Genomic DNA, 384 nt, shown 5'->3' with positions numbered 1-384 from the left:
CACCGAGGTGGCGGGCAGGCCAGAGTCGCCCGGCAGCGCGGCGTAGAGGGCCAGCCCACTCACCGTGCGGCGGGCGACGGGCGAACGGACGGGGCGGCCCAGCACTCCGGCCAGCCGCGCCGGGTCCAGCGCACTCACGAGGAGGTCATGCCGCCGCACCTCCCCACCGCGCAGGGAGAGGGTGCCGCGCCGGGGGTCTGCCCGCAGCACCTCGGCACCCTCCTCCAGCCGCACCCCCCGCGCCCGCCCCAGCCTGAGCAGCGCGTCCAGTAGTGCTCCCATCCCGGCGGCAGGCCGCGACACGTTCCCGGCGGCGAGGGCGGGAATCAGGGCGTAGAGGGCGGGCGCGTCCTGCGGGGCGAGGCCCGCGTTCAGCGCGTGCGT

Annotated in this window: 1 pseudogene; it reads right to left on the bottom strand. The window is 78.1% G+C overall.

The window, feature by feature from the left end:
• Positions 1-384: pseudogene (locus tag QOL99_RS17680) on the bottom strand (phytoene desaturase family protein); the annotation flags it as partial.

Origin of the sequence: Deinococcus rhizophilus, from assembly GCF_030271215.1 — a bacterium.
GTDB lineage: Bacteria > Deinococcota > Deinococci > Deinococcales > Deinococcaceae > Deinococcus > Deinococcus rhizophilus.
This window is presented reverse-complemented; position numbering and strand designations above follow the sequence as displayed.